The following is a 21287-nucleotide window of genomic DNA, read 5'->3' on the forward strand; positions in this document are numbered from 1 at the left end:
CTTAAGAGTATTAACTGTGTTTCTACCGACCCAGCGGTCTGAAGTCATCCTGATGTCTTCGCCGTTCGCGTTCGTTGTAAAAGTCCGGGTGGCGGCTGCTATAGTTGCCATGGTAGCTGTGGTGATGCCCCGTCAGGGGATCATAATAATTGTCTTTGTCATGATTGTAGTTGCTGGTACCATCGTAGCCATAGCTGAGCGAACCGGCCATGTTGCCATAGTTTTCGCCGCTTCCGCTTCTGTAATGATCGGGGCCATAATCCGGGTTAAAGTTTCCGAGTCCCGAATGGCCTTCTCCTTCATAGCGGTTGCTGTACCTGTCTGTATTCCTGTCAGAATATCGATCATAGCTGCCGCTATTGTTGCGGTATTGATTGCTGTTACTGCCACCTTGCTGGTAACGGCTGTTACGATCCTGTGCGCTCCAATCGTTCTGATAAGCGCCGCCCCGGTCCCGCCCAAAATCGCGGCTGTTGCCCGGATTGTCGGCCCGCCTGTAAGGATGCCGGTTTCTGTCGAAGCCGTCGTAGGTGGTTTCGTTGCGGTCTGCGCTTTTGTTGTCGAAGCGGTAGGCCCCTCTGTATCTGTCCTCATCTACGGGCTGATCATCTCTGCCTGAGTGATTTCTGTTATCCGTATACCCGGTTCTATTATACCAATCGTTTCCTTTCATAGTCGTAGTTCTTATTTGGTTATACCTTTTTAACGGCTGCGCGTGCTGGGGGTTTAAGTATAGCCGCTAACCCAAGCACCCGTACCTCCCGTACATAAGAACAGTGTAACGAGTTATTTACCAAACAAACCCTAAGCTATGAGAAACAGAAATGATAATGCCGGCAACAACCGCTATGGCCGAGATTTTGATGATGCCCGCTGGCTGCATGGCCATCACCACGGCCAGAATTCAGACCGCGGCAACTATACAGTAGATACACATTTTAACCGCGGCCAGGGAGATAATTCCTATAGCCAGTACGGCGACCCAAGCAGTTATAACAGCAATGCCGATCAGAGCCGGATGTCACCGCAGGGGCGCTTTCAGGCAGGCGGCGCACCATACAGCGGTGAAGATTATACCCGCAACAGCCACAGCAGCAATCCCTATGGTATGACGTATACGCCCGATGACGATTATAACTCATCACGGCATTACGATGCACGGGCAGATTACAGCAACCGGGATTATGATGATCTACGGCGCCAGGGAGAATCAGATTACAGGTATCGGATGGCCGATGAACGCTTCGGGCACGAGATGCGACGCGGAAATGATAATGGCCGGTGGGCCAGTGATTCACGCAGCGACTATGAGTCGTACAGACGCTATGAAAAAGGCAACCCTGACTACGACAATGATTATACTACCGGCTTTGCAGGCCGCAACTATGCACCAGGCGAAACTCACTACGGCGAAGGCAGCTATTACAGCAACCTGGACCGGTGGAACAACGGCCACAGCGACAACCGCCGTGACCGCTACGATGAGGGAAATAGAAACCAAAACAGGTAACTAAAAAAGTTTAATCTGCAGCAACTAACTGCTGCGCTATACTTAAACAGCTATGAGAAATAACAGAGAAGAAAATTATAGAAACTATAACCGCCGGAATTTTGATGAGCGGAATAATTATAACGGCAACGATTATTTTTACGGCAGGCAGGAGAGCTATCGAAGAGACAGCACCTATGACCCCGGACCTTACCGGCCGCAGCGAGAGCCGGGCTACGACAGAATAGGAGGGGACGGAGATGTGAGCCATAACCCTAATCGGTATAAAGCGATGTATGACACTGCCAATTATTCGGATGAGCCCCGCAAATTTGATTACGGGCTGCCTTACGGAACAGAAAGCAATGACCTGAGCAGAATAGAACGCTTCCCGGACGACTACGAGCCGCGCAGCTACCGCTACAGCCAGGGATATAACCCTAACTACGACAACCCGGAAGAAGGCGACAGGTATCGTGACTTTGACAGCCGGGGCAACCATGGTTTCCGCCATGATGCGGCTTACGGCAACCAAGATGAGTTCCTGGACTTCGGCAACGACCATTACGGCAGCCGTGACCGAACTAATAACGACCGTAACTATGGTTACATGGGCGGGTACAACCGTTATTAAGTATACTTGGATGCCTCAGCATGCATCATTAGTATAAAACAAAATGCCGTGGCAGCTGCTACGGCATTTTGTTTTATACTGCTTTTCCAGCAGTTGTGCAGTGTTTTGTCAGTATTATACTTATTAAAGCTACAGAGGCGCTTTGTAGCGCTTCGGAATCTCGTCGCCGAGCAGTTTGCCCCAGGGATGGAGGTGTTCAATCCTGTCAAAAATAATTTTTAACACCGCTACGAAAGGTATGGACAGAAACATGCCCGACACGCCCCACAATGCCCCGCCCAGCAGCACCGCCAGAATCGATACCAGTGCGTTGATTTGTACTTTGGAAGAAACAATACGCGGAACAAGTATATTATTATCGATAAACTGTATAACGATGTATGCTCCCACAATGGCAAGTTGTGTGGTATAACCATCTGTGGTGATGGTTGCAATGAGTACGGGCAGCAATATGGCAATCAGGCCGCCGATGTACGGAATCATGTTGAGGATGGCGCCGATTACGCCCAGCAGAATAGCATACCGGACACCGAGCAGCAACAGTGCCGTGGAGTTAAGTACCGCTACAATGGCAGCTTCTATCAGCAAACCCACAATGTAGCTCTGCACCGCCGATTTGGTTTCGTGTAAGATGGCCGCCACGTTGCTGGTGTTCTTCTTGGAAAACACCTCATAAAGAAAATTTAATATCAGCGGCTTGTACAGGAGTAGTAGGAAAATATAAACCGGTAGCAGGAACAGGACGCTGAACATGCCCAATGCCCCGCTAAGTGTTTGCCCTACCAGTGCGCTGCTGCTGTTTGCCGCCTCTCTTACCAGCTCCATCTGTTTTTCGATAGTGATTCCGAAAGTAGTTTCAATCCAGGTGTTCAGGTTGGCAAGTATGAGGCTGAAGCGCTCTTTTAGTTGCGGTATCATTTCTCCGAACTGGATAATCTGTGAGGAGAGAAAGTACAGCAATCCCGCTACCAGGAGTATGGCGATGAGGAGGGTTAGCGTAATAGCCAGCAGCTTCGGCAGCCTGAGCCTCTGCAGCCGGTTGTAAAGCGGGTTGAGCAGAATAGCCAGCAACAGCGAAAAAGCCAGTGGCACCAGGATATCGGAGAGCAGGTAAAGTACATATACCAGCAGGAACAGGCCGAACAGGATGGTGGTACTCTTCTTGTAAAATGGTTCAGACGATGTCATTTATCTTTGTATGATCATTAAAGAAGCGGCAGCCTGTTGCCGGGCTGCCGCTTTCTAAATAAAATATATGTATTGCTGTCATTAAGCCCTACAAACCAGCTGGCCTGTTGCGCTCATCCGTCCTGTTCAGGTTGTCATCCTCGCGGATGTTCTCAATATCAACGTCGGTTTTGCGCACGGTGCCTCTGATGTTCTCTTCCCGCTCTTCAACTTCTTTGCCTACATTAATTTCCTCTACCACGCGTGCTTCTTTGTTCACAACCGGCACCTCGGCATGTTCCGTCATCTCGATGTCACCTTCTTTAAAGTTGGCCAAATCTGCTTCGGAAGCCGGGCGGTTTACCGGATTACGCTCTACCCATACGTGTTCTTCACGCAGGCGCAGATGCTCTTCTACAGGCCGCTCCACAATGCGGCTGCGCACGCGCACACCACCTGTTTCTACGTCCCGCTTGCCTACCTGCATGTTCTCTTCAATTATTGGAATTACGGTATCGGCGCCAGCGGTAGCAGCAGTGCCGGCAATGCCTGCAGCACCTATAGTACCACTGCGGTACTGAGAGGCACGTTCGTCGATATCAACGGCGCCATGATCATCCAGTATGGCAGCGGCACGGGTAGCTTCTTCCTGGCTTTGGGCATGTACCGTTACAATAGAGCCACGCCTGGCTACCTCAGAATAATGGCTGTATCTGTCGTCGTCATCATCGCCTCCAAATAAGTTGCTGAAGAATTCGCTGATGCTGTCGGTGTGTTCCTCGCGGTGGGTATCTGTTGCGATGCCGCTGTTAACGTCAGCATCGGTTCTGTCTGATACATCTATATTGTTACGGCTGATGCCGCTGCGGGTAAGTTCGGCTACGGCAGACTGTGCCTCGCCTTTATTGTCGAAAATCCCTATTACTGTTTGTCCCATAGAATTGTGGTCGTTTAAATTTCAGAATTCAATTAATACTTTTATGTATGTGATTAATACGGAGGGTTAAATTTATTGTTCGCATGTAAAATATTGATTTTTAATACCTTATATTCTATATATTAATTTACCAGATGTATAAATCCGTGCCAGCTGTTCCCGGGTGAGATATCGCAAGTATAAAACCAAGATGGCATAATATCCCGGTTTGCAGAACCCGTGTTAACAGCAAAGCCACCCATGGCGGATGGCTTTGCTGTTAACACACATTGGTTGTCAGGCTGTAAACAAGCCCGCCACTTTTTGTTACCGAATTGCTTTTATACCTGGATGAATGGCTGCTTAAATTCGAAAATCAAGCGCACACGCAGGTATAAAAGCGCCTACGCTTTTGCGTTTAGTTTGCTATGCTTGCGGCCGTACGTAAAGTAAATAACAATACCCAGCACCATCCAGATAATGAGGCGCATCCATGTGTCGAAACCCAGGTTCACCATCATGTAGCCGCATATCAGTATCCCCAGAATTGGTACCAGCGGCACCAGCGGTGTTTTAAAGGGGCGATGCAGGGAAGGATTGGTGCGACGGAGCACAATTACGCCCGCACATACGATGACGAAAGCCAGCAATGTACCTATACTTACGAGTTCGCCCAGCAGGCCAATCGGGAAAATACCTGCTACAATAGCGGCAACTACACCTGTCAGGATAGTGGTAACATATGGTGTACCGAATTTAGGATGTACCTTCCCGAATACCGGCGGCAGCAAACCATCGCGCGACATAGCGAAGAAGATACGGGGCTGGCCCATCAGCAACACCAGTACCACCGAAGCCAGGCCGGCAGCAGCGCCCACACCCGTAAAGAAGTATAGCCACTGAAGGGCAGGACCGGCAGCAGCCAGCGCGACCAGCACCGGGTCTGGCACGTTCAGGTTTTTAAAAGAAGTAAGCCCTGTCAGCACCAGCGACATCAGAATATAAAGCAGTGTACAGATACCAAGCGAAAGCAGCATCCCGATAGGCATGTCGCGCTGCGGGTTTTTGGCTTCCTGTGCGGCCGTGCTCACCGCATCAAAACCTATGTAGGAGAAAAACACAATGGCTGCCCCTTGTACTACTCCCTGCCAGCCATACCTGGTGATGCCATCAGCAAAGGTCTCCTGTGCCGGGATAAAAGGATCCCAGTTGGCAGCGTCTACATACTGGAAGCCAAAACCGATAACGAGTAGCACAATGGCTACCTTTACAATTACAATCACGTTGTTGAAGCGGGCAGATTCCTGAATGCCAATCACCAGCAGTGTCGTCATGGTCAGCACCAGTATAACGGCCGGCAGGTTGATGAAAGAGCCGGTAGTAGTAAAGCTGACGCCATCATAAGAAAGCGGAGCGCTGGCAACAGTGGCCGGAATAATGATACCCAGCGATTTCATCAGGCTCACGAAGTTGCCGCTCCAGCCCACCGCTACCGTAGCCGCGCCAAAGAGATACTCCAGCATCAGATCCCAGCCGATAATCCAGGCGATAAACTCGCCAAGCGTGGCATAGCCATAGGTATAGGCGCTGCCGGCAATCGGAATCATAGAGGCGAATTCGGCGTAGCAGAGGCCGGCAAACAAGCACCCAAGGCCTGCAATAATAAACGAAATCACAATAGCCGGCCCGGCGGCATTGGCAGCTGCGGTACCTGTTAGTACGAATATACCTGCACCAATAATGGCTCCGATGCCGAGCATAGTAAGGTTGGTAGCGGTAAGGGTGCGCCTGAGCCCGTTCTCGCCACTCTCTGATTCCAGGATGAGCTTATCGACTGATTTAGTCGCAAAAATGTTTTTCGCCATAGATGTATTTTTAAGTAAGAAAGCTATAAATGTTTATATTAGGTTTGGCTTTACATGTAAACAGCCGCCATAGGTATAAAGCGCTGCTAGTAAGCTGGTTTAAGAAGATCCGACATTATCCTGAAGGCTCTCCTTTAATAGGAGTCTCAGGACAAGGAGAAAGAAGCGCTATACAGGAGAGTAATAATGGTTAAGGCGCATTAGGAAGTATGCGGAACCGGCTTGATGGGGATATGAAACTGCATTTATAGCCTGCCGGATTTCGGCCAAAGGCATTGGGATGGTGTAATGGCAGATGCCGGAGTTGTAGTGGCAAAGGGATCGCCTTGTCCAAAGCCTGAATTGTGCTTTGTGGCAGCTTTTGCTCCAGCCAGGCTACCGAATGCGGTGGCAGATCTGGGGTAAGTTGTTCTGTTAATGAAGCACGTAATGTGATGTCCGGCACCTCCGTATTTGCCTTTAAAACAGCAGAAAAGCACAGCATTGCCATCCATAATAGCAGAAGCGGGTAGAGTTTAGTGCTTTTCATTTTCCGGACGTTACATTCAGACTTTTACAGCTTCTTTGTTGTTGGCTATTTTGCTGTGGCTGTAGCCATAGAAGAAGTAGATGATAAGCCCCAGTACCAGCCAGATCAGGAAGCGGCTCCAGTTAGTGATACCTAGTTCCGTCATCAGGTATAGGTTGGTGAGCAGGCCCAGCACCGGAATCAGGGACATGTTGCGCATAAAAGTGAGCACCGTAACCACAGCAGTTACTACAAAAAAGCCCAGCAGCGGAATCTTATGTTTGAACACCTCCCAGCCGCTCTCGGTGCCGTTGCTCATACTTAGAAAAGTGTCTATTCCTTCACGGTTATACACGAACAGTATCCCCAGCCCGGCCAGCATCAGCAGCGGCAGAATATACTTGCCGTTAATGTAAGGTACCCGAAAAACCTTTTTGCCTGCGGGTACCTCGTGGTAATCTTCCTGAACCAGCACGCCGCCGCACACCAGCACAAAGGCAAACAGGGTGCCTATACTTGTCAGATCCGTCACCTCTGTCAGGTTCATAAACAGGGCAGGCACCGCCACAACGAAACCTGTTACGATGGTGGCGAAATAAGGGGTTTTATACTTGGGGTGAATTCTGGAAAAGGCTTTTGGCAGCAGGCCATCGCGGCTCATGCTCATCCAGATGCGCGGCTGGCCGTATTGGAATACCAGCAGCACGCTGGCCATGGCAATGATGGCGCTTACCGCCACAATCCCCGCAATCACATCGAGGTTAACGCGGGAGAAAACAAAAGACAGCGGATCTCCCACGGCCAGTTCGTTGTAGGGCACCATGCCCGTGAGCACCAACGCGATAATCACATATAGAAAGGTACAAAGCAGCAGGGCAATAATCATGGCGCGTGGCAGGTCGCGTTGCGGGTTTTCGCATTCTTCTGCCGTGGTAGAAATAGCGTCGAAGCCGATATAGGCAAAAAACACAGCCGAAACGCCTTTCATAATACCACTTACGCCATTTGGGGCAAAGGGGCTCCAGTTATCGGGATTTACATAGAAAGCGCCCACGGCTATCACAATAAAAATAACAATGAGCTTGAGCAGCACCAGCAGGTTGGCGGTGCGCTTGGATTCTTTTACGCCCACATACACCAGGTACGTAATAAGCGCCGTGATGCCCAGCGCCGGAAAGTCAGCAATAAGCTTGATGCCGCCCAAGGCAGGTGCATTTTGCCAGGCCAGGTAAGCTTCCTGTATGTTAAAAGGCAGTGATGCAAGCGCATTACCCTGCGCCAGTTGCGCAATGGCTTCCTGGTAGCCGCGCGAAGCGCTCAGGTAATCCATGGTCAGGTATTGCGGCAGCCCCAGGCCAATGCCGTCGAGGACAGCCGTAAAATAATCAGACCACGAAATAGCCACCGCAATGTTGCCGATAGCATACTCCATCAGCAAATCCCAGCCGATAATCCAGGCTACCAACTCCCCGAAAGAGGCATAAGCATACGTATAGGCGCTACCGGAAACCGGGATAGACGAAGCAAACTGCGCATAACACAAGGCCGAAAAACCACAGGCAATGGCGGTAAAAATAAAAAGCAGCGAAACGGCCGGCCCGCCTGCCGAACTGGCATTGCCGATGGTGCTGAAAATACCCGCGCCAATAATGGCGGCGATGCCAAATGCCACAAGGTCTTTGAGCCGCAGGGTACGCACCAGGTCGGTGCCGGCTATCTCGCCGTCATCTTTGTAGTCAGAAAGCATGGCCGACGCATTTTTACGGCGCCGGATGTTTTTGAGCAGTTCGTTCATGGGCAAAGCTGTGCTACAGCTATTGGTTGGGTTAGGTTTTAAGATTCTGATAATGATTTTCCTGAAAGCTCTGAAGTACCGAACACATTGTTGCTTACCTCAGGAGGACAACTTTACCAGCTAGCAAATATAATTAAAAGGTTCGCAATTGGTAAAGTAACACAACAATAGTGGTAATTCCATCTAAAGCGCCGGAAAAGCAGCTATAGGCAGATGCATCAATCTTAGTCGTCTTATAAATTGTAAATTCATACCGGAAAGGGGCATTGTTATACGCTCAACTTTATACTTGAAAGATCTCATGAGTATAGTGTTTTAACTATGCATTCTCAGGAGGAAAGAACAAGCAATCTTCCGGAGAAAGGTATATAAAAGTAAAACCCACCCTTTGCCCAGATAGAATGGAAAAGGATGGGCTACTATGTACTAAATTATAATGACCGTTGCTTTCCGGCTTTAAACCATAATGCGTTTTAGCTGCGGCAATTGGGCAGGCATAATTACCAATGGCACTTTCTCTACTTTTACAGAGCTGCTGTCCAGGCCAAACCATTTGCTTTCGGAGCTGGTAAATTGCTTAATGTTGAAGTACCACTCCATGATCAGCCGTTCTTTTAAAGGCAAATCGTTTTCGTAAGACAAAAACTTTTCGAGCACCACAAACCGGAAATCGCCAATCAGGTGCTGCTTGCTCAGCGAGAGATAGCGGCTGGTGATGTCTACCTCGCCGTTGGCTACCATTTCTTCCACCACATTCCGGAAAAAGAGGTTAATGCGCTGCTCCACCCGGAAGCCAAGGCGGAAGTCGATGCGAATCACATCATCAGCATCCAGCTTGCGCACCTGGTAATCCAATGTATAGGGCTGATCTGTGGTCTCTACGTGCACAAACCAGTAAATATCGGCACGCTTGGGGCGTTTCTGGAAGATAGAGTAAATTACTTTCGATTCTATTTCGTTCGGGTTGGAGGCGCTTGTCATAAACACCAGGTGCGTGCTATACTTGGGGATGGTGTCGTCGGCGCTGAGTTCGCGCAGGGCAGGCAGATAGTCTTTCAGGCGCACGTATTCGGTCAGGCTGCGCTTGATTTGCTGCGCATTCAGCCAGATGTACATTACGGTGAGCAGTATAACGCCTATCATCAGCGAAACCCAGCCGCCATGCGGAAATTTATTCAGGTTGGCTACCAGAAAGGCCGCCTCAATGCCAGTATAAACAACCAGGAAAACATAAACCAGCCACTGCAACCTGTACCTGATGTACAGGTAATAGCTCATCAGCATGGTAGTAGACAACATGGCCATGGTAATAGCCAGGCCATAAGCAGCCTCCATCTGTTCCGATTCCCGGAAGTACAGCACCACGCCCATGCAGCCCAGCCACAGCAGCCAGTTTACACTAGGCACATACAGCTGCCCCTTCAGGTTGGTAGGGTAAACAAGCTTTACCTTTGGCCAGAGGTTCAGGCGGATGGCTTCGCTGATAAGGGTAAAGGAGCCGCTGATCAGGGCCTGGCTGGCGATAATGGCGGCAATAGTTGCGATACAGATGCCGGCCAGCAAAAACCAGCCGGGCATTATGCCATAAAAAGGATTCTGGTGCAGCTGGCTGCCGGCATGCGTCATCAGCCAGGCGCCCTGGCCCAGGTAGTTGAGCAGGAGGCAGGTTTTCACAAACATCCAGCTCATGCGTATGTTGGGGCGGCCGCAGTGGCCCAAATCAGAGTAAAGCGCTTCAGCGCCCGTAGTACAAAGAAATACAGCGCCCAGCAGCCAGAAACCATTCGGATAGTTCACCAGCATGTTGTAGGCATAGTAGGGGTTCAGCGCTTTGAGTATTTCCGGGTGGCTGGCCACCGATACAGCGCCCAGGGCGCCTAGCATCGTAAACCACAGGAACATAATCGGGCCGAAAGCTTTACCGACAAACTCAGAACCGAAACGCTGCATTACGAACAGGCCGGTAAGTATGGCCAGTACAATGGGTACGGTGGGGATGTCGGGGTAAAGGATGCGAAGCCCCTCAATGGCGGATGAAACCGAGATAGGTGGTGTGATAATGCCATCGGCCAGCAAGGCGCTGCCGCCTATCATAGCCGGCACAATAAGCCAGCGGGCGCGGCGGCGGATTAAAGTATAAAGCGAGAAAATACCGCCCTCGCCATTGTTATCGGCCTGCAAAGTGAGCAACACATACTTGATGGTGGTCTGCAGTGTCAGTGTCCAGAAAACGCAGGAGATGCCCCCATATACCAGAATTCCGGAGATTGAATTTTCCCCGATGATGGCTTTCATTACGTACAGCGGCGAAGTGCCGATATCACCGTATATGATACCCAGGGAAATCAGCAAGCCGGCGGTGGAAACGGTGCCGGCTTTATGTTTGAGACTCATTTAAAAATAATTTAATATAAACCTGATCCAAACAATTTATACCTTAGATAAAGTTTAATTGCTTAATCATTAAATGGTTAAAAGATTAATATGCGTTAACAATTAAGCCGTTTAACATTTTACCCGCCTGCCTGGTTGGTGAGAACACGCAGCAAGGTGGGTTTAGTAGATTACTATTATTAGGTTTGCTACTTGTTATACTTGTTCTTTCTGTTTGCTAAGCTTCTTTTTAATGAGCGTATAAATAGGCGGCACCAGCGACACTAAAATAATACCCAGCACCAGCAGCGAAAAGTTTTCTTTTACCACAGGTATGTTTCCGAGGAAATAACCGGCCATGGTAAACAGCAGCACCCATACCAGCGCTCCCACTATATTATATATAATAAAGCGTTGGTAATGCATTTTGCCTATGCCGGCTACAAAAGGTGCAAATGTGCGCACAATCGGCACAAAGCGGGCATACACAATGGTGCGCGCGCCATACCGATCGTAAAAAAGCTGGGCCTCATCCAGATATTCCCGTTTCAGAAACCAGTAATTGCGATCGTATACTTTGTCGCCCAGCTTACGCCCCAGCAGGTAATTAAAGGAGTCGCCGAGGATAGCCGCAACGCAAAGCAGTAACAGGACAAGCCAAATGTTCAGGCCTGACCCCGGCAGGGCCGACATAGCCCCTACAGCAAACAGCAGCGAATCGCCGGGCAGAAAGGGGAGAATTACGAGGCCTGTTTCGCAAAAAATAATCAGGAACAGAATCAGGTATATCCAGCCGTGGTACTGCTGCGTTAAATCCACGAGGTGCCTGTCGATGTGTAGCACAAAATCTATAAAATGCTGCAGTAACTCTATCATAAAGTATAAAAATCAGGCAAATGTACGGTTGATTCCGGGAACGGCGAAATATTTTCGGACGAAATGAACATGCAGGTGCATAGCAGCGCTTTAAAAGTATGGCGTCATACTTTTAAAGCGCTGCTATGCACTCTTGGTTATAGTAACTTATACAGCCTGTCTTTTAAACCTGCAGATGCTTCCACCAGTGGCAGCCTGACGGCGGCAGTACAGATGCCAAAGCGCTCCAGCACTGCTTTCAGGCCTACCGGGTTGCTCTCTTCGTACAGCAGCGGATTGACGTCGGCAAAATTGAGCGCCAGGCTGCCGGCCGCCTTCAAGTCGCCATCCAGCGCCAACTGCACCATCGTAGCAAACTTTTCAGGAAAAGCATTGGCCAGTACCGATATCACGCCGTCAGCGCCAAAAACTGCCAGGGGTACCGCCAGCATGTCGTCGCCGCTGATAAGCATGAAGCTTTTGGGTTTGTGCTTGGCAATGTACATGCACTGCTCCAGGTTGCCCGAGGCTTCTTTTATACCGATAATGTTTTCGTGCGCGGAAAGCTTCAGGGTGGTTTCAGCCGTAATATTGCTGCCGGTGCGGCCGGGCACATTATAAAGTATAAGCGGCACGGGCGAGGCATTGGCCAGCGCTACGTAATGCTGGTAGATGCCCTGCTGCGATGGTTTGTTATAATAAGGGCTAACCGAAAGCAGGGCCGCTATGCCTTCCAGATCCGTAGTGGCAATGGTGTCGAGCAGGTGCTGCGTGTTGTTGCCGCCAAGGCCATAAACCAGCGGCACGCGATGGCCGGCCTGCTGCTTTACAAAACGCAGTATTTCTGCCTTCTCTTCGGAGGTGGTGGTTACAGACTCAGCCGTGGTGCCGTTGATTACCAGGTAATTTACGCCGCCTTCCAGCACAAAGTCCAGCAGCTTGCGCAGGGCATCGTAATCTACTGCCAGCTCTCTGGTAAAAGGCGTTACCAGCGCCACACCCGTCCCTCTCAGTTTCTCTCTAATCATCTTTTTGAATTACAAATTACGAATTACGAACTATGAATTGACATCTGCAAATGTTAGCAGATAAAGCTACCATAGTATACAGGCGTAAACCTGCTGCTCCGAAAAGTCTTAACTCTTAATTTGTAATTCAAAATTCGTAATTCTACTGGATGTTGTTTTCCTCCACCCATTTCAGAAACTGCTCCCTGTATACTTCGCCGATGGGTATTTCTTTGCTGCCGATACGAATACGGCTCTTCTCGATGCTGTCTATTTTCTGCAGCGACACAATAAACGAACGATGCACGCGCAGGAATTTTGTGTCTGGCAGTTTTTCCATCATTTTGTTCATCGAAAGCAGCGTGATGATCTTCTGGTCTTTCGTCTGGATAATGATATAGTCTTTCAGGCCCTCGATCCAGAGAATGTCTTTAAAATCCACGCGGATAGTTTTGTAATCGGCCTTTACAAACATAAAATCATGCTCCACGGTAGGTGTGGGCATCGCAGCAGGCGCCTCGGGAGACTTTCCGTTGTGCTGCAGTCTTTCCTGCGCCTTGGTTACGGCCTTCAGAAAGCGGTCGAACGGAATAGGCTTGAGCAGGTAATCTACGGCGCCCTGGTTAAAACCTTCCAGGGCATAATCGGGGTAGGCAGTGGTAAAAATGATGAGCGGCTGGTGCTTGAGGATGTTCAGAAACTGAATACCGGTCAGCTCGGGCATTTCAATGTCCAGAAACATCAGATCAACCTGCTCTTCCTGCAGCACCTGCATGGCCTCTGTCGCGCTGGAACAGGTTTTTACCAATTGCAGGTAAGGCAGCTTGCTGATGTAACTTTCTATAATATCCAGCGCCAGGGGCTCATCATCTACGGCAAGGCAACGTATCGTCATAGTTTTATTTAGTTAGGTGCGAAGTATAATTTTAAAGTAGCAAAGAAAGTACCCTCTTTTTCCTCTAAGGTAAGCTGGTGCCGGTTAGGGTAGAGCAGGTTCAGGCGGCGCCTCAGGTTTTCGAGGCCGATGCCGCCAAACTCGCGCTTTTTATGCGTGCTGCTGTTGTTAATGGTGCTGAACACCAGCACATCGTTCCCGATAACCAATTTTATGATGATGCCGATTTCGTTTTTGCTCACCAGCCCGTGCTTAAAAGCGTTCTCCACCAGTGTCATCAGCAGCATCGGGGCAATTTGTTTTTGCTCCATACTACCCTCTATATCGAATTTTATACCTGCATGCTCGCGCAGGCGCAGCTTCTGCAGATCGATAAAGTTATGGATGTGGGTGACCTCTTTCTCCAGGCTCACGAGGGTATCGTTGCTCTCATACAGCATATAGCGCATCAGCAGCGAGAGCTTCATGATAGCATCAGGCGTTTCCGGAGATTGCTTATAAGCCAGTGAGTATATGTTGTTTAGTGTATTGAACAGGAAGTGCGGGTTTACCTGTGATTTGAGATAGGCCAGCTCTGCCGTCAGCGTTTGGGTTTCCAGTTCTTTGTTGCGGCGCTCGTTGCGGATGTAGTTACCGGTTACTTTCAGGGCAGAACTGATGAATATGGTTACCAGCCCGCCCAGAGCATACTGCAACTGCCTATCGGTGGTATACAGTGACGTCATCTCGGGGTTAAATTCACGAAACATATAGAAGTCGAGCGGCGCACGCACCAGCGCAAAGGCCAGCAGGGTGGTAAGCACCGTCGCAATGTAGGTAAGGATGTGGTTGCGCGCCAGAAAGCGTGGAATCAGCACGTACCAGTTAAAGTAAAAGATGATCATCTGGAAGGCAATACCGAGCGTTACGTCGAGTATCTTTCCCGGAGAAAGGGTGCGGTTGGCCTGCAGGAAGTAGATCACCCAGACGCCCAGCAGCATCCAGCCGGCTACGTGCAGCGCTACCTGATAGTATCTTCTCATATTTACCTGTGGTAAGGCGATGGGCATGTGGGTATGGTTATAGGAATGTGATTTATACCTGCGCAAGCTCTGAGCCCGGGTAAAAAGTGCCCGGATAACGTGCGCCTGGTTCTAAAGATAAGCAAAGAATGCTACATCCTTAAAGTATAGCGACAGGTCTATACCAAACCGGCTTTTATAGCGATAAAAGGCAGAATTAAGCCGATGAAAGCGTTAAAAGCCATATTGGAGGTTAAATTACTGTTTATCTATACTTTAAAGCTGTTGGTATATTTCTTTTTCAGCCGGAAGTTTTTTTGTTTTCATTTATACATCGGCTGCTAAATAAACCAACATGAAACAGAATATCATCGAAACGCACGGACTTAATTACCATTTCGGGAAAAGGCAAATTCTGCAAAACCTGGAGCTGCGTGTGCCAAGAGGATCTGTCTATGGCTTTCTGGGACCGAACGGCGCCGGTAAATCAACCACTATCCGCATCCTGCTGGGGCTGCTGCCGGTGCCGGAAGGAAAGGTGCTGGTACACGGGCTGGAACTCAAAAATAACCGCCTGGACATTCTGCGGCAAACGGGTGCACTCATCGAAATGCCCACGCTGTATCGCCACCTCTCTGGTTACGATAACCTGGAGATGACCAGAAGGATGATTGGCGCTCCAAAAAAGCGGCTGCAGGAAGTGCTGGAAATTACAGGGCTTACGGCTGATGCCGGACGCAAAACAAAAGAATATTCGCTGGGTATGAGCCAGCGGCTGGGCATTGCGCTGGCGCTGCTCCCCGATCCTGAACTATTGATTCTGGATGAGCCTACCAACGGATTGGATCCCAGTGGTATCCGGGAGGTGCGGAACCTTATTAGCAGCCTGAACAAAGACTTCGGCAAAACCATCTTCCTGTCGAGCCACCTGCTGTCCGAAATTGAGAAAACCGCTACAGAACTGGCTATCATCGACAAGGGGGCCACGCTTTACCAGGGCAGCCTGAAAGATCTGTATGCCCATACCTTTCAACCGGCTATACTGCAACTCCGCACAAGCAATGCTGCTATTGCCGTCCAAATCCTGACAGATCACCAGTACCAGCTTTTAGACAGCGAGCACGATAAGCTGGTTGTGCGGCTTGCGGGCAGGGAGCAGGCGGCAAGTATAAACCGGCTGCTCGTTGAGAATGGAGTGGATGTATACCATCTGAGTACAGAAACCCAGCACCTGGAGGATTTTTTCCTGCGCATGACGACAAAAGAGCCGGTGATGGCCTTATCTGCTTAGCTTAAAGTATAGGATGCAATGAAGAGCACAACCACTTACCTGACAAGGAGTTTAAGCGCCGAGACACTGAAGCTGAAAAACACTTTTGCACTCTGGATGGCTATACTTGCGCCCTGCGCTTTGATCAGTATGTTCTTCCTGGCTTTCTGGTCGAAGGGCGAGCACCTGGTCATGAAGAGCCTCGGGCCCTGGACAAGCTTCGGCTTTCGCACTTTTGCCTTGTACACACAGTTACTGATGCCCATCTTTATAGCGCTGCTCACCAGCATGACCAACGGCATTGAGCACAAAGCCAATGGCTGGAAGCACCTGTACGCGCTGCCGCTACCCAAAAGCACCGTTTATTTCTCTAAAGCAGCCCTTGTGCTCGGGCTTGTGGCCTGCAGCACACTTGTGTTTATGCTGGCTATACTTAGCGCAGGTACAGTATTGCGCTGGCTCCGGCCGGATCTGGGCTTTCAGAACTATGAAGGCATATCGATGATTCTGATAACCTCCGTTAAAATATTTCTGGCCTCCTTTGTAATTGTGGCGATTCAGTTCTGGCTGAGCATGCGCTGGAGCAGTTTTGCCCTTTCGATGGGCGTTGCCATTGTTGCCATCATCACGACAGTTGTAGCGAGCCGTTGGGAACACATCCATTATTACCCTTTCGCTTACCCGCTGATGACGTTTAATGGCTATATGAAACAGAGTGGGCAGTTCTTTACCGAGGAAATTTGGCGGAGCCTGGCTGTAGGCACCGCCGTGTTTATACTTGGCTATATGGATATCTCACGAAAAAAGATTTTATGATGTTTTGAGTTAGTGTTAGTTGTTGTTTGTTAAGTGGGGCCAATTGCAGTTGGCTCCACTTTTTTTATATGTACCTGCCTGGAGAACAATACATTTATATAGTATGCTTCAAGTAAATGTGGAGCATCAGGAAACGCAATGTATTTAGGTAATAGGGTTGTTCCTGGCCCGGCTGTAAAATAATATCATTTTATACTTGTCTGCTCATTACCGGATTATCTCCAGGAACTCGCTTTCAGAAAGTATAGGTATGTTAAGTTTGCTGGCCTTCTCCAGCTTGGCAGGCCCCATTTTATCGCCGGCTACCAGGTAAGAGAGTTTTGCCGAGATGGAATTCACTACTTTGCCGCCGTGGCTCAGGATTAATTGTTGCAGCTCTTCGCGGCTCATACTTTCAAAAACGCCTGAAATCACAAATGTTTTCCCCGAAAGCCTGTCGCTTTCTATGGCCGGAGCTGTCTTATCTGCTTCAAAACGAAGCCCGGCTGCTTTCAGGCGCTCTATCACCAGCACGTTATCCGGGTCGTTAAAATAGGCGATAATGGAGTTGGCAATGCGGTCGCCGATTTCGTTGATGGCAATCAGCTCTTCGTAGGTGGCGCCCTGTAGCGCGGTTATATCCGGGAGCTGCTCTGCCAGTTTCCGGGCCACCGTGCTGCCCACAAAGCGAATGCCTAGCGCAAACAATACACGGTCATAGGCCACGCTCCTCGACTTCTCCAGGCTCCTGAGGATGTTGTTGGCTGACTTTTCTCCCATACGCTCCAGGTTTGCCAGCTGATCGAAAGTCAGGTCGTAGAGGTCGGCTACGTTGTGTACCAGCCCGGTACTGTATAGCTGCTCAATGGTTTCCGGGCCCAGCCCATCAATGTTCATTGCCTTGCGCGAAATAAAATGCTCTAGTTTGGCTTTTATCTGGGGCGGGCAGCCTTCGTCATTCGGGCAGTAGAATTGCGCTTCGCCTTCTGAGCGCACCAGCGGCGTGCCGCAGGCGGGGCAATGGGCCGGGTAAATAATGGGCTCGCTGTCTGCAGGACGTTTGCTGAAGTCCACACCTGTTATTTTAGGGATGATTTCGCCGCCTTTCTCCACAAAAACCGTATCGCCCAGGCGCAGGTCGAGCAGCTTAATCTGATTGGCATTGTGTACCGAAGCGCGCTTTACGATGGTGCCGGCCAGCAGCACCGGCTCCAGCAGGGCTACCGGCGTAACGGCACCCGTGCGGCCCACCTGGTACTGTATACCTGTCAGTTTTGTAGCGGCGCTCAGGGCGGCATACTTGTAAGCAATGGCCCAGCGCGGGCTTTTAGAAGTATAGCCCAGTTCTTCCTGCAGTGCAAAGCTGTTTACCTTCACTACTATGCCATCAGTAGCAATGGGCAGCTCAAAGCGGCGCATTTCCCATTCGTTTATATAAGCCAGCACCTCCTCAACAGAGCTGCACTTGCGCCAGGTATCAGATACTTTAAAGCCCCACTTCTGAATAGCCTGTAAACTTTCGGAGTGCGAATCGAAAGGATTAGGATCGCAGTGGAAGCTGTAGGAGTAGCAACCTAGCTTACGACCGGCCACAATGGCGGAGTCCTGCTGTTTCAGGGTGCCGGAGGCTGCGTTGCGCGGATTGGCCAGCAGCTGCTCGCCGGCCTCTTCGCGCTCGGCATTTAGCTGCTCAAAAACCGACAAGGGCAGAAATACTTCGCCACGTACCTCAAATGCTTCCGGGTAATCTTTGCCATGCACCTGCAATGGCACATCGCGGATGGTACGCACGTTGGCCGTAATGTTATCGCCCCGGGTGCCGTCGCCGCGCGTGGCGCCCTGCACAAACAGGCCGTTCTCATAAGTCAGGCTGATGGCCACCCCGTCAAACTTCTGTTCACACACATACTCCACGTTTTCGCCAATGGCTTTGCGCACGCGGTTGTCGAATTCGCGCAGATCCTCTTCCGAGTAAGTGTTACTCAGCGAAAGCATAGGTGATTTGTGGTAAACGGTGCCGAAGTTCTTCGTAACGGTGCCGCCCACGCGCAAAGTAGGGGAGTTGGGCAGGCGCAGCTCCGGAAATCGTTCTTCCAGGTCCTGCAGCCGCTTCAGCATCATGTCAAATTCATAGTCGGGCACCTCCGAGATGCTGTTCTGGTAATATTGGTAGTTCAGGTAATTTATACGTTCTGCCAGCTCCTGTATCTCCAGTGCCGGGTCTTTCTCTGAGGCCATTGTAGGTTGTTTTATACTTGCGTAAAATTAAAAAACAGGAGGTATAAAGCAAGGCTTCTCCTCAACAGGAGCCGGGCTGTCCGGCATGGGCACAGGGATGATCGGTGCTTAAATGCTTACTTTAAGAAAGATGTGCATGTATAAGTTTATAAGATGGTTATGCCAGATGAAAAAACATTTCAATGCTGAGGCTAATGAGATTAGCTAAGTGTGTAAGAAGTGTGTAAAAGGGCGCTTTACAGCCTCTGGTAGCGGTTTACGGCGCATCTTCTTGTTCTAGGGGTAATCTGATGATGATGCGTTGGTTATGCCTGATGGTAAGTAGCCGGCCAGGATGCATGTATACCTTCCATACTGTCCGGGTATGCGCTTGCTGTAGAGCAGGGCTGTAACCTTTAGCATCTTAAACTGCCTGGGCAGGCAAAGCCTCTTTAGATTAACTCACAAGTATGAAAGCCATACTTGCTTATAAGCAGGCCTGTATTAGAAATCCTCCAGGCTCTTTTAAGCCTGAATGCTGCGCCAGGCAGCACTTAGCAAGTATAAAAGCACATCAGAAGCAATAGCAGCAAAGGCTGCAGGACGCAGAAAGGCTACGGGATCAAACAAGCATCTCTATGGATAAGAGCGGTAAAGAAAGTATGGAAAAGCAGCGGAATCGGGAGGAGTGGTATTTAGCGGGACAGCACCTGGTTGGAGCAGTTTTAGTTAAGAAATTTTAACTGTGATGGTATGATAGGCAGTTAATAATCATGCTTTTACATTAAATTAGTTGTATGTATACTTTTAGGATAAAAAGGGAAGGAGCAATATGGCTGCTGCAGCCAGCGGCAGCACAGCAAGCTGCATTTTTTTCAGAAGTGTGCAGCCAGTTAGTTAACGTGCCTGCATATTTACCCAGCGGGCACTGTTGATGGTAATGAAAAGACGCCCTGTGAGCAAGGGCACATATTCAACAGGAATGGTGGCAGAAAAATTATTCAGCCAGAGATCAAAATTAGTACTGAACAGCAGGGATTGGTTATCGGGGGTAAAGACCACAGGTATAACGGTTTCATTTGATACACCTTGCAACTTTACCGTGGTTACGCGCGGAACAGATGCACGTTCTATATCCTGGCCACTTACCTGATCCAGGGGCACATCAATCTCAAGGGATAGTTCCGGGTATTTGGCGCCGTACAATACCTCATAAGCCATGGCCGGTGGCGCAGCCGTGTCGCTGGCGGGCACTAAGGTGCTTACGTCCAGAATGCACTCTAACCTGTGAGTGGTCTGGTTATACTGCACAAGTAAATTGTCGGAGGTAAATACATAAGGTTGCCCGGTTCCTTCCAATGTAATCAGTATGGTATTGTCGCTGGTGTAAGCCATGTTCGTCTGGGCGCTTGTCTGCCGGGCTGACAGGCAGAACAGGAAAACCAACAGGAAGAAGGGAAAGCGTAGTCGTTTTGTCATAGTATAAATCCTAAGCTTTTATAGCTAACGCAAATACCTGCGGAAAGGTAGTAGCGGTACTGCTTTATAAGACTTTTTTTGCTATTTTACAGCTGAAAGAGCAACAATTCAGTAATAGTTATGGTTAACAAATAAGAGGGCAGCATATTATAAAAATTAATACCTTAATTGCAAAACTATAGGATGCTTTGCAAGGTATATAGGTAGTACGAAAGATAGTGATAATGCTACTCTCCAGCGTGTGGCTTTTTGCCTTGCCGTACGCCTTCAATAGGTTAGGGATGGACTCAGATAAGAAAAAAAAGGTTGATGCGAGGCAGCTTTCTGCGTTTGGCGGTATAGAGAAGATGCACCCTATCCGGATGCTCCTTTACCTGAGCATGATCGGTATTGGTATATTGTTCTTTATTCTGGTAGTTGCTTTTGCACGCACAGGCGGTTTTCAGCAGGAAAATTTTGAATTACCCAAGTTCTTCAGCGTAAGCACTATCCTGCTGCTCTTCAGCAGCTACGCTATCAGCCGTGTGCCGCGCCTTTACAAAAGAGACAAGTTGAAAAAGATGACGCGCTACCTGGGGATGACGCTGGCGCTGGGAATATTGTTTGTGGGGGCGCAACTGATCGGCTGGAACGAGATGGCCAAGGCTGGTGTATACTTTACAGGCAAAGCATCGGGCACTTACTTATACCTTATTTCAGCGTTGCATGTGCTGCATCTGCTGGGTGGAATTATCTTCCTGTCTTTTCTTTTCTTTAAAACGGCGCATGTAGCTGCAGACGGTGTCCGGAGCCTGATATTTATCCGCGACCCATACCGCCACCTGCAGCTGGCTATGCTGTGCGGCTACTGGCACTTCATGGATTTTCTGTGGCTTGGTTTATACCTGGTATTTCTGTTTATGGCCTGACAGGCTGTTTTCTCCTCACTTCCTTCTTTGAACAGGCCCAGCTGCACTTATAAAAGCACGGCGCGGCTTTCTTCTTCTTTATGTTTAATTAAAGCGTTAATTACCTGGCTTTA

At 49.5% G+C, this 21287-nt stretch carries 18 protein-coding genes; 5 read left to right on the top strand and 13 right to left on the bottom strand.

Features of this window, described 5'->3' with window-relative positions:
• Positions 1-22 precede the first annotated feature (22 nt).
• Positions 23-673, bottom strand: a complete 651-nt coding sequence (locus I2I11_RS15265; RefSeq protein ID WP_196268603.1) for a hypothetical protein — start codon at positions 671-673, stop codon at positions 23-25.
• A gap of 138 nt (positions 674-811) precedes the next feature.
• On the opposite strand from I2I11_RS15265, the gene I2I11_RS15270 reads away from it, so the two are divergent.
• Complete coding sequence (locus I2I11_RS15270; protein ID WP_196268604.1) at positions 812-1510, top strand: hypothetical protein; 699 nt, start codon at positions 812-814, stop codon at positions 1508-1510.
• A 52-nt stretch (positions 1511-1562) separates the two neighbouring features.
• The gene (locus I2I11_RS15275) at positions 1563-2123 is read left to right on the top strand and encodes a hypothetical protein (protein ID WP_196268605.1); all 561 of its coding nucleotides are present in this window, start codon (positions 1563-1565) and stop codon (positions 2121-2123) included.
• 129 nt (positions 2124-2252) lie between these two features.
• On the opposite strand, the gene I2I11_RS15280 is transcribed toward I2I11_RS15275, so the two are convergent.
• The 10 genes from I2I11_RS15280 to I2I11_RS15325 form a co-directional block, all read right to left on the bottom strand.
• Entirely contained in the window at positions 2253-3311 is a 1059-nt protein-coding gene (locus I2I11_RS15280; protein ID WP_196268606.1) for an AI-2E family transporter, read from the bottom strand.
• An 88-nt stretch (positions 3312-3399) separates the two neighbouring features.
• A complete protein-coding gene (locus I2I11_RS15285; RefSeq protein WP_196268607.1) occupies positions 3400-4227 on the bottom strand; it encodes a YsnF/AvaK domain-containing protein in 828 nt (275 codons plus the stop codon).
• 383 nt (positions 4228-4610) lie between these two features.
• Positions 4611-6071: an amino acid permease gene (locus tag I2I11_RS15290; protein WP_196268608.1), complete on the bottom strand. Its 1461-nt coding sequence runs from the start codon at positions 6069-6071 to the stop codon at positions 4611-4613.
• Between the two features lie 190 nt (positions 6072-6261).
• Positions 6262-6600 carry a hypothetical protein gene (locus I2I11_RS15295; protein ID WP_196268609.1) on the bottom strand — a complete coding sequence of 113 codons (339 nt, stop codon included), beginning with the start codon at positions 6598-6600 and terminating at the stop codon, positions 6262-6264.
• Positions 6601-6616: 16 nt separating this feature from the next.
• The gene (locus I2I11_RS15300) at positions 6617-8374 is read right to left on the bottom strand and encodes an amino acid permease (protein ID WP_196268610.1); all 1758 of its coding nucleotides are present in this window, start codon (positions 8372-8374) and stop codon (positions 6617-6619) included.
• Positions 8375-8830: 456 nt separating this feature from the next.
• Complete coding sequence (locus I2I11_RS15305) at positions 8831-10768, bottom strand: KUP/HAK/KT family potassium transporter (RefSeq protein ID WP_196268611.1); 1938 nt, start codon at positions 10766-10768, stop codon at positions 8831-8833.
• A 195-nt stretch (positions 10769-10963) separates the two neighbouring features.
• Positions 10964-11623, bottom strand: a complete 660-nt coding sequence (locus I2I11_RS15310) for a DedA family protein (RefSeq protein WP_230680328.1) — start codon at positions 11621-11623, stop codon at positions 10964-10966.
• Between the two features lie 137 nt (positions 11624-11760).
• The gene (gene dapA / locus I2I11_RS15315; protein ID WP_196268612.1) at positions 11761-12630 is read right to left on the bottom strand and encodes a 4-hydroxy-tetrahydrodipicolinate synthase; all 870 of its coding nucleotides are present in this window, start codon (positions 12628-12630) and stop codon (positions 11761-11763) included.
• Positions 12631-12772: 142 nt separating this feature from the next.
• Entirely contained in the window at positions 12773-13504 is a 732-nt protein-coding gene (locus I2I11_RS15320) for a LytR/AlgR family response regulator transcription factor (protein WP_196268613.1), read from the bottom strand.
• 8 nt (positions 13505-13512) lie between these two features.
• Complete coding sequence (locus tag I2I11_RS15325; RefSeq protein WP_230680329.1) at positions 13513-14526, bottom strand: sensor histidine kinase; 1014 nt, start codon at positions 14524-14526, stop codon at positions 13513-13515.
• Positions 14527-14860: 334 nt separating this feature from the next.
• Here I2I11_RS15325 and I2I11_RS15330 point away from each other — a divergent pair, with 334 nt between their 5' ends.
• On the top strand, positions 14861-15796 hold the full coding sequence (locus I2I11_RS15330) for an ABC transporter ATP-binding protein (protein WP_196268615.1): 936 nt from the start codon (positions 14861-14863) through the stop codon (positions 15794-15796).
• Between the two features lie 18 nt (positions 15797-15814).
• Positions 15815-16591 (top strand): ABC transporter permease, encoded by a 777-nt coding sequence (locus I2I11_RS15335; protein WP_196268616.1) that lies wholly within the window; start codon positions 15815-15817, stop codon positions 16589-16591.
• Positions 16592-16798: 207 nt separating this feature from the next.
• Here I2I11_RS15335 and ligA read toward each other — a convergent pair whose 3' ends face one another.
• On the bottom strand, positions 16799-18808 hold the full coding sequence (ligA, locus tag I2I11_RS15340) for an NAD-dependent DNA ligase LigA (protein ID WP_196268617.1): 2010 nt from the start codon (positions 18806-18808) through the stop codon (positions 16799-16801).
• Positions 18809-19684: 876 nt separating this feature from the next.
• Positions 19685-20266, bottom strand: a complete 582-nt coding sequence (locus I2I11_RS15345) for a hypothetical protein (protein ID WP_196268618.1) — start codon at positions 20264-20266, stop codon at positions 19685-19687.
• Between the two features lie 281 nt (positions 20267-20547).
• On the opposite strand from I2I11_RS15345, the gene I2I11_RS15350 reads away from it, so the two are divergent.
• Positions 20548-21174: a cytochrome c oxidase subunit 3 gene (locus I2I11_RS15350; RefSeq protein WP_196268619.1), complete on the top strand. Its 627-nt coding sequence runs from the start codon at positions 20548-20550 to the stop codon at positions 21172-21174.
• Positions 21175-21287: the final 113 nt, after the last annotated feature.

It is taken from the genome of Pontibacter rufus (assembly GCF_015694705.1).
GTDB lineage: Bacteria > Bacteroidota > Bacteroidia > Cytophagales > Hymenobacteraceae > Pontibacter > Pontibacter rufus.

What these genes read in the sequence shown, in the direction of transcription:
- dapA (WP_196268612.1), bottom strand. Translation starts at nt 12,630, where the DNA reads ATGATTAGAGAGAAACTGAGAGGGACGGGTGTGGCGCTGGTAACGCCT.
- I2I11_RS15290 (WP_196268608.1), bottom strand. Translation starts at nt 6,071, where the DNA reads ATGGCGAAAAACATTTTTGCGACTAAATCAGTCGATAAGCTCATCCTG.
- I2I11_RS15265 (WP_196268603.1), bottom strand. Translation starts at nt 673, where the DNA reads ATGAAAGGAAACGATTGGTATAATAGAACCGGGTATACGGATAACAGA.
- I2I11_RS15270 (WP_196268604.1), top strand. Translation starts at nt 812, where the DNA reads ATGAGAAACAGAAATGATAATGCCGGCAACAACCGCTATGGCCGAGAT.
- I2I11_RS15295 (WP_196268609.1), bottom strand. Translation starts at nt 6,600, where the DNA reads ATGAAAAGCACTAAACTCTACCCGCTTCTGCTATTATGGATGGCAATG.
- I2I11_RS15345 (WP_196268618.1), bottom strand. Translation starts at nt 20,266, where the DNA reads ATGACAAAACGACTACGCTTTCCCTTCTTCCTGTTGGTTTTCCTGTTC.
- I2I11_RS15300 (WP_196268610.1), bottom strand. Translation starts at nt 8,374, where the DNA reads ATGAACGAACTGCTCAAAAACATCCGGCGCCGTAAAAATGCGTCGGCC.
- I2I11_RS15285 (WP_196268607.1), bottom strand. Translation starts at nt 4,227, where the DNA reads ATGGGACAAACAGTAATAGGGATTTTCGACAATAAAGGCGAGGCACAG.
- ligA (WP_196268617.1), bottom strand. Translation starts at nt 18,808, where the DNA reads ATGGCCTCAGAGAAAGACCCGGCACTGGAGATACAGGAGCTGGCAGAA.
- I2I11_RS15330 (WP_196268615.1), top strand. Translation starts at nt 14,861, where the DNA reads ATGAAACAGAATATCATCGAAACGCACGGACTTAATTACCATTTCGGG.
- I2I11_RS15275 (WP_196268605.1), top strand. Translation starts at nt 1,563, where the DNA reads ATGAGAAATAACAGAGAAGAAAATTATAGAAACTATAACCGCCGGAAT.
- I2I11_RS15305 (WP_196268611.1), bottom strand. Translation starts at nt 10,768, where the DNA reads ATGAGTCTCAAACATAAAGCCGGCACCGTTTCCACCGCCGGCTTGCTG.
- I2I11_RS15310 (WP_230680328.1), bottom strand. Translation starts at nt 11,623, where the DNA reads ATGATAGAGTTACTGCAGCATTTTATAGATTTTGTGCTACACATCGAC.
- I2I11_RS15350 (WP_196268619.1), top strand. Translation starts at nt 20,548, where the DNA reads ATGGACTCAGATAAGAAAAAAAAGGTTGATGCGAGGCAGCTTTCTGCG.
- I2I11_RS15280 (WP_196268606.1), bottom strand. Translation starts at nt 3,311, where the DNA reads ATGACATCGTCTGAACCATTTTACAAGAAGAGTACCACCATCCTGTTC.
- I2I11_RS15335 (WP_196268616.1), top strand. Translation starts at nt 15,815, where the DNA reads ATGAAGAGCACAACCACTTACCTGACAAGGAGTTTAAGCGCCGAGACA.
- I2I11_RS15325 (WP_230680329.1), bottom strand. Translation starts at nt 14,526, where the DNA reads ATGAGAAGATACTATCAGGTAGCGCTGCACGTAGCCGGCTGGATGCTG.
- I2I11_RS15320 (WP_196268613.1), bottom strand. Translation starts at nt 13,504, where the DNA reads ATGACGATACGTTGCCTTGCCGTAGATGATGAGCCCCTGGCGCTGGAT.